The organism is Paraburkholderia sp. Tr-20389, from assembly GCF_017104565.1.
Taxonomy (GTDB): Bacteria; Pseudomonadota; Gammaproteobacteria; order Burkholderiales; family Burkholderiaceae; genus Paraburkholderia.
This window is the reverse complement of the sequence record NZ_JAAGPD010000035.1, coordinates 116,309-126,908: the sequence shown is the minus strand read 5'-3', so window position 1 is coordinate 126,908 and position 10,600 is coordinate 116,309. Positions and strand designations below refer to the sequence as shown.

The 10,600-nt window shown below is 61.1% G+C and carries 7 protein-coding genes; 4 read left to right on the top strand and 3 right to left on the bottom strand.

What is annotated here, in order from left to right:
* Nucleotides 1–141: 141 nt before the first annotated feature.
* The gene (locus G3N95_RS28120; protein ID WP_205973354.1) at nt 142–1,731 is read right to left on the bottom strand and encodes an inorganic phosphate transporter; all 1,590 of its coding nucleotides are present in this window, start codon (nt 1,729–1,731) and stop codon (nt 142–144) included.
* 243 nt (nt 1,732–1,974) lie between these two features.
* On the opposite strand from G3N95_RS28120, the gene G3N95_RS28115 reads away from it, so the two are divergent.
* Nucleotides 1,975–2,916 (top strand): LysR substrate-binding domain-containing protein, encoded by a 942-nt coding sequence (locus tag G3N95_RS28115; RefSeq protein ID WP_205973365.1) that lies wholly within the window; start codon nt 1,975–1,977, stop codon nt 2,914–2,916.
* A 367-nt stretch (nt 2,917–3,283) separates the two neighbouring features.
* Entirely contained in the window at nt 3,284–4,363 is a 1,080-nt protein-coding gene (locus G3N95_RS28110; RefSeq protein WP_241018994.1) for a diguanylate cyclase, read from the top strand.
* 62 nt (nt 4,364–4,425) lie between these two features.
* Here the strand turns inward: G3N95_RS28110 and G3N95_RS28105 are convergent, their stop codons facing one another.
* Both G3N95_RS28105 and G3N95_RS28100 read right to left on the bottom strand, forming a co-directional pair.
* Entirely contained in the window at nt 4,426–5,469 is a 1,044-nt protein-coding gene (locus G3N95_RS28105; RefSeq protein ID WP_241018993.1) for a VTT domain-containing protein, read from the bottom strand.
* A 127-nt stretch (nt 5,470–5,596) separates the two neighbouring features.
* The gene (locus tag G3N95_RS28100; protein ID WP_205973352.1) at nt 5,597–7,609 is read right to left on the bottom strand and encodes a bifunctional DedA family/phosphatase PAP2 family protein; all 2,013 of its coding nucleotides are present in this window, start codon (nt 7,607–7,609) and stop codon (nt 5,597–5,599) included.
* A gap of 349 nt (nt 7,610–7,958) precedes the next feature.
* Between G3N95_RS28100 and G3N95_RS28095 the strand changes: the two genes are divergently transcribed.
* On the top strand, nt 7,959–8,681 hold the full coding sequence (locus G3N95_RS28095) for an H-NS histone family protein (protein WP_205973351.1): 723 nt from the start codon (nt 7,959–7,961) through the stop codon (nt 8,679–8,681).
* 382 nt (nt 8,682–9,063) lie between these two features.
* Nucleotides 9,064–10,488 (top strand): aldehyde dehydrogenase, encoded by a 1,425-nt coding sequence (gene aldA, locus G3N95_RS28090; protein WP_205973350.1) that lies wholly within the window; start codon nt 9,064–9,066, stop codon nt 10,486–10,488.
* Nucleotides 10,489–10,600 lie beyond the last annotated feature (112 nt).

Below are 10,600 nucleotides of genomic sequence, written 5' to 3'. Positions count from 1 at the left end.
TTGCATGGTTCGACCGACTAGGCCTACCCCGTCTCTCCTGACCTCAACTTCCCGAACCGCCCGGTGCGGACCCGCATGCCGGGTGGTGTGGCAGGGGCGTAGCCTGTTGGCTACCCCCTATGCCGATTTCGTTTGATCCCGTCAGAACAGATGGCGGAACAGCCAGTACAGCCCCCCGGACAGTGCGATCGATACCGGCAGCGTCAGCACCCATGCGAGCACGAGACTGCGCACGGTACCCCATTGCAGGCCGGAGCCATTGGCCGCCATCGTGCCTGCGACGCCCGAGGACAACACGTGTGTCGTCGATACGGGCAGTCCATACATGTCGGCGGCACCGATCGTGACCATCGCGACGAGTTCGGCCGATGCGCCCTGGCCATAGGTCAGATGCTGCTTGCCGATCTTCTCGCCGACCGTTACGACGATGCGCTTCCAGCCGACCATCGTGCCGAGACCCAGCGCGATTGCGACGGCGACTTTCACCCACGTCGGGATGAACTTGGTCGCGTGATCCATCTGCTTCTTGAAGTTGTCGATTGCCTTGGCGTCGTCCGCTGCAAACGCGGGCTGCTTCGCTTTTTCCATCAGACGGATCGCTTCGGACGCAACATACATGTTGTTGCGTACGTTATCGACCTTGTCTTGCGGCACGTTCGCCATCGAACCCGACGCGCTGACCTGCTGGCCGATCTGTTCCATCAGCTTCTGCAGCGCGGGCACCGTTGCGGGCGTCATCTGACGCGTGCGCACGTAGTTCTCCACTTCGCTGCGCGGCGCGACGACGGGCGGCACACCTTGCGGCGAATACTTGCCGAGCGCGGCCGAAGCCTGCTGCGAGACTGCGAGGAAGGTTTGCGTTTCGCCTGCGGTGACGGCCTTGTTCAGCGCGTACGCCGTCGGCACCGTGCCGATCAGGATCAGCATGATGAGTCCCATGCCCTTCTGGCCGTCGTTCGAACCATGCGCGAACGACACACCCGTACACGTCAGGATCAGCAGCGCGCGAATCCAGAACGGCGGCGGCTCTTTGCCTTTCGGCTCGGCATACAGCGCGGGCACGCGCACGAGCGCCTTGAGCACCAGCAGCAGAAGCCCCGCGAGCAGAAAGCCGACCAGCGGCGAGAACAGCAGCGATTTGCCGACGCCGGCAGCCTGGCCCCAATCGACGCCGCTCGTGCCATCCGCGCCATGCAGCATCTGGTTCATCAGGCCGACGCCGATGATCGAGCCGATCAGCGTATGCGAACTCGACGAAGGCAGGCCGAACCACCACGTGCCCAGGTTCCAGATGATCGCGGCGATGAGCAGCGCGAAAACCATCGAAAAGCCTGCGCTGCTGCCCACCTGAAGAATCAGTTCGACGGGCAGCAACTGCAGGATGCCGAATGCGACTGCACCGCTCGAAGTCAGCACACCGAGGAAATTCCACGTGCCGGACCACACGACGGCCACGCTGGGTGCGAGCGAGTGCGTATAGATCACGGTTGCGACGGCGTTTGCCGTGTCATGAAAGCCATTGACGAACTCGAAGCCGAGTGCGATCAGCAGAGCGACACCGAGCAGCAGATAAGGCACGATCGAGCCCATGCGCACGGACTCGAGGTCGCCGATCAATTGAAACGCGCAATAGATTGCGCCTGCAACAAGTGCAATCAGGAAAACGGCAAGTCCCAAGTTGCGGTTTTTGGCACTGGAAGCGCCTGTTTGCGAATATGAGAGTTCCGGCATGGCCTGGGCCTCGGGGTGGTCGGGGGGATTTCCGATGCTGCAAGGCCAGTATGTCGGTACGATGACAACTGCGTGACGGATATGCCCCTTAACACTTGTGCTTGGCATCAATGCTTGCCGGCGGCACTGTTGTCGCACGGGAAACGGGACGTTGCATGGACCAGGACGCCGGCGCACAGACGCTAAAATGATCGTCTGGCGTTTGCACGCCCATCGAGAAGCGAGACCAGCTTGAAAAGAAAAATGCCTGCGCTGAATGCGCTCAAAGCCTTCGAAGTTGCCGGACGAACGGGCAGCTTCACGCGTGCGGCGGAACTGCTGAACGTCACGCAAAGCGCGGTGAGCCGTCAGGTGCGCCAACTCGAAGAGCAGCTCGGTGAATCGCTGCTCCAGCGCAGGCATCATCATCTGGATCTCACGGCGTCGGGTCGCGTGCTGCTGCAGGCCTTGCAGCATTCGTTCGACAAGATCGAGTGGACCGTGCGCTCCATTCAGGAGAAGACGCACCTGAACCGCTTGCGGGTCAATGCGCCGCCTACGTTCGCGAGCCGCTGGTTTCTGCCGCGGCTCGGACGCCTGCATACGGAACGTCCCGAACTCGAATTGAGTCTGTCGACCCGGCTCGAGGACAATCTCGGCGAATCGAGCGTGCTCGACTGCGCGATCCGTTTTGGCAATGGCGAATGGGAAGGGCTCGACAATCTGCTGCTGATGAACGAACAGCACATCGCCGTGTGCTCGCCAGCGTTGCTGGCCCGTCAGGCGGGAAATGATGTCATCGATCTCAATCAATTCACGCTGCTGCATGTTTTAGCGGGCGACAACCAGCGTTATCTGACCTGGCAGCATTGGCTGAAGGCGGCAGGTATCGAAGGCGTGGACACCTCAGGCGGTTTCGAATTCGACCTGCTCGATCACGCGATTCGCGCTGCGATCGACGGCCTCGGCATCACGATCGCCGATCGTCATATGATTGCGCACGAACTCGCGAATGGACAGCTCGTGCAGGTGCTGAACGTCCATGTCGACGGTCATCAGTCGTATTGGCTCGTGACGCGTCCGGAGCAAGGCGACCTGCCGCATGTGGCTGTCTTTCGCGACTGGCTGCAACAGGAAGTGTGGCTCACGCAGCGCGGCTTCGAAATATCGGCGGCTGCACCTGTTCCTTTGATCAGCGGCCATTGAGCGCGAGCCGCGTGAATATCCATTGCACCGCTTTTGAATCATTTCGGCCGATTCAATTGCCTCATATCTCTTTGGCCACGTGCTGCCGCGATCACGCATGCTGACTCACCTGGCCGTAGCCCGCAAACGTTTAACATTCGGCGCGGCTTGTGTGAAAACAACGAAAAACGACAGAAGCGTTTCCACTTCGTAAATGGACTAATTGCCCCCTGAATATGCTGGTATCATTTTTATAACAATCGACTACGTTGCATCGGCATCGAAAACTGCAACGGTTGTATCAAAGCTTGGCACAGATCGAGGCTTTGGCGCGCGACATATATTCATACGCGTGCTCTCACTCTCGCAGTCACTTGCTCAGGGATCGATGAAGTTGGCAACGAAAAGCAGGGCCGGGCAAGGGAAGAGCTTCGTCGAGCGCATCTACCGCTTACGCATCGTGGGGTTGGGACTCGGCTTTTTCTGCGTCGCGTCCGTCTTCGCACTTCAGCATCGCGGCGCCGTGCTGTGGTCGCTACTCGTTTTTCATGGTTTCGTCTGGCCTCATGTCGCGCGGCGCGCAGCGCTTGCTTGCGAAGTGCCGTTTCGCGGCGAGCGCCTGAACCTGATGGTCGATGCGATGTTCGGCGGCTTCTGGGTCGTCGCGATGCGCTTCAATGTGCTCCCCGCCGTGCTGATTCTCGCGATGCTCAGCATGAACAACATCGGCGCAGGCGGTCTGCATCTCTTTGCGCGCGGCGTGGTCGCGCATGTGCTCGGTGTGCTGGCGGGACTCGTGACCGTCGGCTTCGTGTTTTCGCCGATGTCGCAAATGCCGACCATTCTCGCGTGCCTGCCGTTCCTCATCATCTATCCGCTCGCGCTGGGCTTCACGAGTTATCGGTTGTCGCTGAAGCTCGCGCAACGCACGCGCGAACTCGAGCATCTGAGCCGTACCGACGGCTTGACACGCTTGTGGAATCGGCGGCATTGGGAAGGGCTTCTCGCCGAAGAGTTCGAGCGTTGCCGCGCGAATCGCTATGCGTCGTGTCTGATGCTGATCGATCTCGACCACTTCAAACGGATCAACGACACGATGGGCCATCCCGCCGGCGACGCGGTGCTGCAGGCGTTCGCCGATCTGCTGCGCAGTCACTTTCGCACGGGCGACAGCATCGGACGTTATGGCGGCGAGGAGTTCGGCGTCGTATTGCCGGGCGCAACGCTGCGCGAAGCGCACACCGTCGCGAAGGTACTGGTGCAGCGCGTGAGGGAAAAGACCAAAGAGGCATCAAAGGAATGCCCGTGCACGATCAGCGTCGGCATTGCCCAGCTGACGGACGATCTGCCCGACTATCACACATGGCTGCAGGAAGTCGATCGCAGTCTCTATCAGGCGAAGGCGACGGGGCGCGACCGGATCGTGGTCGGCGGCCTTGCGCCCGTTCAGGAAGTGGTGCGCAGCTAAGCGGCGTTCGGGCGTCGCAATTGAACTGAATAAAACGCAGGCGAATAGAGCTGGCATCCTTCTTAGCTGGAGGCCGCTCCTCTCGGTGCGATACCGCGCAATGTAATGGCGCGCTTCTGCGGCGACGCATGCGCTCTTTCACGCCCCGATTGCGCTTCGGTATTCGCCGATCCGTTCGAAGGCTCGACGGCGTAGCCACGCCGTTCCCATGCATCGAGTCCGCCTCTTAGCGCGCGAACCCGCGTAAAGCCACGATTGCGCATTTTCTCCGATAGCGCTTTTGCGGTGACGTCGTCGGCGCACACGCAATAGACCACGACATCGCGTGCCAACAGGGCAGCGTCAACTGTGTCCGGCGAGCGAAGATCGAGCGGCACGGCGCCGGGAATGGGTTGCGGCGTTTCTCGCTTCACTTCCTCGGGGCGGGCGTCGAGAACGATGGGCGGTTTGTCGGCACGCATCATTGCGTCGACCTGTTCGGGCGACACGGGTGCAAGCGAGAGCGGGTGTTGCATGCGCAAGCGCTGGAGAAAACGGAATGCCAGATAGCACGCTGCGATGACGAACAGCACATCGAGAATCGTCCAGCCGTGCGCTCGCACTTCGTAGATCAACAGGTTGAGCTGGCGCTCGAAAATGGCGCCGCCAAGCAGCCAGAAGGTTGCCCACGCGAGGATGCCCACTGCGTCCCACGCAAAGAAAATCATCACGCCGACGCGCGTCGTGCCCATCAACGGCGGCGTGATGATCGCGAGTCCCGGCACGAACTTCGACACGGACACGATCGCGGGCCCGAACCGCACGAACAGCGCGCGCGCCTTGCGCATGCGCGTCTCCACGGCCGCCGACAAACGCGCGAGTGTCTGGATCAACTTGCGGCCAAGCAGGCGGCCCGCTGTGAACCACACGCCGTCGCCGATCAGCGCGCCCGCGAGCGCGGCCGTCAGCACATGCCAGAACGACAGGTGTCCATTGGCGATCGCCGTGCCCGCGAGCAATAACACGGGTACGGCGGGAACCGGAATGCCGAGGCGCGTAAGCAGTACGTTCGCGAAAACGACAACTGCGCCCCATGTAGAAATTGCCGACGGATGGAGATCGACCAATTGCAATTTGCTCCTTGCGCATTGCATCGCTTCGTCATGTGGAGTCTGCGTGCGATACGCGCGCATTCATTGTTGCACGGCTAAACCTGTCGCGGGTTGCACTAACGGAAGTCAAAAGCGATACGGCCTATCGCGCCTTCGATCCGATCAGCGTGACGGGAATATCGGTGCATCCCATGCTGCTCGACAGTTCGAGTTCGCGCCATTCGCCATCATGAGATGGTGAGGCAATCAGCGGATCCAGCTGCCTGTCGGTGCGCACTACATTGAAAGGCCAGGAAGGACGCAGCAAACGTTCGTGCACGAGCGAGCCGAGCCAGATCGGCGTGGGCGGCAAGCCATTGCGCTGCGCGACGGCATAGTTGGTGCGCCAGAAGCGCAACACGTCGCGCTCGTCGCCTCGCTCGCGCCGGCGGCTGAACACGAGCGCCGACGGTTCGCCGTCATTGAGCTTGGGCAGCACGGGTAAATCCATCGCGGGTACATCGGGCGATACGAGCGAGAACAGGCTGCGCGCATTGAAGCGCGTGCCTTCGAGCCAGCCCCTGCTGTTCAGCTGCTCGACGATCTGCTGCCGGTCGGCGGACCATTGCACGGTAATCGGTTCGCGGCGGTCGCCTTTCATGTCGGAGCGATAGCAGGGAAACTGCTTCCACAGCGAGTCCATCCATTGTGTTTGCGTCACGACGACGGGAGGGCGCTGACGCACGTGCGCCGCGTCCGGCTGACGCCCAAAGCCGTTCTGCAAGGCGACGCTCACGCATAGCACGATCAGCAGCACGGCGGGCATGTATTCGCGCGAAGGCGGCGTCTCGGGATGCCGCCATACGGCTGTCAGCGCGACCACGGCCACCCACACGGCCGCGAATGCCGCGCCGCCGACGGCATCGGAGAACGCAAAACGCCCCGAATACAAGCCTGCAAACGCGACGGCGATGACGATCAGGCTAGCGAGTGCAGTCACGGCGATGCCCGTCAACATACTGACGCGGCGTGCGACCACGAATGCAAGAAAGCCGTATACGGTGACGCTGGCCGCGACGTGATTGCTCGGAAATGCAAAGAGGTCGGAGGGCGCGGCGGCGGGCGGCGCATGATGCACGATGGCTTGCATCGCAAAGATCAGCAACTGCGAGAAGATCACGGCGATCAGCCAATAGATGATCGTGCGCCAGCGCTTCTCGTAGCCCATCATCACGATCGACGCGACGACCAGCGCGGCGAGCGTCGGAATGCTGCCGAGCGTCGACGCGCGCGCGAGTGCTTCGCCGAACCACGGCGCCTGCGCGGATTGAAGAAACCGATACACCGACACGTCCACCTGGACGAGCGGATCGCCGGCCACGACGTCCTGCATGACACCGAAGAAGACGCCCGCGCACAGCAGCACGAACACCGAAATGCCGATCAGCAGGCCGATCGCCGCACGCTCGGGATCGACGATGCGATAGATCAGCTGCCCATACGGTGCTTCGTGATCGCGTGCCCAGTTCACGATGCTGTTGCGCGATGAACTGGCCCAGGCGCGCGCGTGCGAAACGACTACGCGCATGATCCAGAAGCACAGCCACACGACGGCCACGACGATCGCGAGCGCGGCAACGAGCCGGAACGAGACGGCGCCCGCCAGCTGGATCGATGCACCGAACACGACGCCCGGAAGAATATGCGCGGGTGCCCACAGCAACGCCGATAGCACGTTCATTGCGTAGAAGCGCATGGGCGGCATTTCGAGCATGCCCGCGACGACGGGAACGATGGCGCGCAGCGGAGCGGCAAAGCGCGCGAACACGACGCTCTTCGCGCCGTGTTTATCGAAGTACTTCTGACCGCTCTCGAGCAAGCCGGGATGTGTGCTGAAAGGCCAGAGCCTGCTTATCCTGTCCTTATGGCGGCGGCCGAACCAGTAGCTCATGCCGTCGCCTGCCACGGCGCCCACGATGGCGCTTGCAAATAGCCAGCCGAGATTCAGCGTGCCGGTGCCGACCAGCGCGCCTGCAATGAACATCGCAGTGCTGCCGGGTACGAACGTGCCGATGATTGCGACGGCTTCGAGAAACGCGGCAAGAAACACGACGACCAGTGTCCAGGCGGTGTGGCCCGCAAGCAGGTGCAGCAGCTGGACGTACGCGTGCTCCATCAATTCCTCCCAATGTCGAAGCGGTCGTCAACGAGCACGGCAAAGCGTGAATAGGCGCAAAAGAAAAGCTCGCTGAAAGTTTATCAGTGTCCTCCTGTTGGACGCAGGCGTGCGGCCGTGCAGCAATTGGCGTGCAAAGGAATTAACGTTTGAAAGAGAGTGGTCAGTTTCGTTGCATCGAATGCGATGTCAAAACGCGTTTAAGGCACGGGGCGGGAAAAATCTGATGCATGCCTTAGAACTCTGACTTAACGATACGCAACGCTTTTCTTACTCAAGCTTTAAAACCATAGCGCTTCTAAGCAATTCCATGGCATAGTCCGCGTATGTTATTTAAAGGGAGGCAATAATGGCCACATTGGAAATTCTCCAGGCACGTATAAAGAAACTCCAGACGCAAGCGGAAACGCTCATTGCCAAGCGGGCGCAGGGCGCGTTGGATCAGATTCGCGAACTGATGATCAAGCACGGTCTCACGACCGAAGACATCGAACGGCGAGCCAAAGCGCGACGCGAACGCGAGCGCTCGGAGCGTCTCGGTACAAAAACGGGACGAGCGAAACCGGCAGCGGCGGCAAAGGGCAAGTTGCCGCCCAAGTACCGCGATCCGAAGACGGGTGCAACGTGGAGCGGCCATGCTCGCCCGCCGGCCTGGATCAAGGATGTGAAAGACCGTACCAGGTTCCTGATCGATGCGTCTGCGGCTGGTTCGGAGCCCGCTGTAACGGTCAAGGCTGCCGCAAAGAAGGCGGCTAAGAAAACCGCCGCGAAGAAGGCCGTCACCGCGAAGTCGGCAGGCCGCAAGGTTGCCAAAAAGGCATCGACGGCAGGCGTCAAGACGGTTGCGAAGAAAGCTGCTGCGAAGTCCGCCGGCAAGAAGACGGCAGCTAAAAAGGTTGCAGCAAAGTCTGCCGCACCGACGGTTGGCAAACGCGTAGTCGCGAAGAAGGCCGTGGCCAAGGCTCCCGCGAAAAAGGCAGCAGCAAAGAAGGCGCCCGCTAAAACCACCGCGCCTGTCGTCGAAGCGCCCGTGACGGTACAGACGCCCGCCGCGACGGCCGGCGAGGCTTGATCGCTTTAATTCGACGCTGAAGCAAGAAGGTCCGGCAGTGTTCTGCCGGACCTTTTCTTTGGCACGGCGCTCGACGCGCCATGCCCTCGATAGTCCCTCGATAGTCGCCGCCGGTGCAACGCCGGCTCCTGCGTGGCAGTGAATCTGCCGTGTGCACGCCTGTTCTCCCAGACGCATTTCCACACATTTTCCGCATCCGTCGTCGGATCGTTTGCCGGAAGGTCATGTCGACCCACAAACATGAGTTTTTCGAATGTTTTCGGGTCGAAATACTCGCTTGCGTGACATAAGGCCGCAGAGAAGAATCCGGTTCATGCGCCGGCTGCATGTTTCTCATAGCCGCCGGTAATGTGCTTCGCGCACGCGTCACCAGGTAAAGATCATGCGACTCGACCGGAATTTCGTAAGCGGTCAGTTCGTCGAACCCGCAACCGACGAACTCATCTCCGTCTATAACCCCGCCACTGAGGCGCTGATTGCCAAGGTATCGGGCGCGTCCCGCGAAGAGGCGGTGGCCGCCGTCGAAGCCGCCGCCGCCGCGCAAAAGAGCTGGCGCAAGCTGCCCGCCGCCGAGCGCGCCGCTTATCTGCACAAGCTCGCCGACGCGCTGACCGACTGCGCGCCCGCCATCGGTGCGGCACTCGCGCTGGAGTCCGGTAAGAGCGTCGCCGACGCGACGAACGAAGCGATCTACGCCGGCCAGATTACGCGCTATCACGCGGAGTGGGCGCGCCGCATCGAAGGCGAAGTCATCCCGAGTGATACGCCTGACGAAAACCTCGTGCTGCATCGCGAGCCGATCGGCGTCGTCGCGTGTCTGATTCCGTTCAACTACCCCGTCTATACGTTCATGCGCAAGATCGCGCCGGCGTTGATCGCGGGTAACACGGTCGTCGTTCGGCCGAGCAACAACACGCCGACGTCGGCATTCGAAATCGCCAAAGCCGTGGTTCGCGCCGAATTGCCGGCTGGCGTAGTCAATATTCTCGCGATGAGCCACGCGACTGCGGAAGCCGTCTGCACGCATCCCGCGGTCGGCATGATTACGCTGACGGGCAGCGTCGGCGCGGGCCGCAAGGTGCTCGACTACTGCAAGGAAAACATCGCGAAGCCGTCGCTCGAACTCGGCGGCAAGACGCCCGCCATCATCGAGCCGGACGCCGATCTGGAAAAGGCCGCGCGAGAACTCGTCGGCTCGAAGACCACGCATTGCGGCCAGTTGTGCACCGCGATCGAACGCGTCTACGTGCACGAAAGTGTGCACGACCAGTTCGTCGCGCTGCTGAAGAAGCATATGAGCGCAGTGAAGAGCGGCGACCGCAGCGGCGATGCCTCGTTCATGGGGCCGCTCGTCAACGAAGCCTCGCGTCAGTCCATTCACGCGATGGTTCAACGCGCCGTGGCCGAAGGCGCCACGCTCGAAACGGGCGGCGCGATTCCTGAGGGCAAGGGGTTCTTCTATCCGGCCACGTTGCTGACGAATTGCCGTCAGGACATGGAGATCATTCAGGAAGAAACGTTCGGCCCGATCATGCCTGTCGTGCGTTACAGCACGCTCGACGAAGCGCTGCAGATGGCCAACGACCATCAGTTCGGTCTTTCGTCGGTGCTCTATACCGAGAACTATCGCACGACGATGAAAGTCGCCAACAACATCGAAGCGGGCGAAATCTACGTGAACCGCACGCCCGCCGATCCGTACCAGGGCTTTCACGCAGGCTGGAAACGTTCGGGTCTCGGCGGCGACGACGGCAAGCACGGCATGCTCGAATTCACGCAGACGCGTCTCGTTGTCATGAAGTACTGATCCTGTCAGAGCGCATTCCGTATCGGTCAGCAGTACGGGTGCGCTCTTTTTTCAACCGAAAGAACACGCTGTATTCATAACAAAGATCTGGAGACACGACGGCCACGGTGCA

Bases quoted from the DNA above. Each gene is read 5' to 3' on its own strand.
- G3N95_RS28120 (WP_205973354.1), bottom strand. From the start codon at position 1,731: ATGCCGGAACTCTCATATTCGCAAACAGGCGCTTCCAGTGCCAAAAAC.
- G3N95_RS28115 (WP_205973365.1), top strand. From the start codon at position 1,975: ATGCCTGCGCTGAATGCGCTCAAAGCCTTCGAAGTTGCCGGACGAACG.
- G3N95_RS28110 (WP_241018994.1), top strand. From the start codon at position 3,284: ATGAAGTTGGCAACGAAAAGCAGGGCCGGGCAAGGGAAGAGCTTCGTC.
- G3N95_RS28100 (WP_205973352.1), bottom strand. From the start codon at position 7,609: ATGGAGCACGCGTACGTCCAGCTGCTGCACCTGCTTGCGGGCCACACC.
- G3N95_RS28095 (WP_205973351.1), top strand. From the start codon at position 7,959: ATGGCCACATTGGAAATTCTCCAGGCACGTATAAAGAAACTCCAGACG.
- aldA (WP_205973350.1), top strand. From the start codon at position 9,064: ATGCGACTCGACCGGAATTTCGTAAGCGGTCAGTTCGTCGAACCCGCA.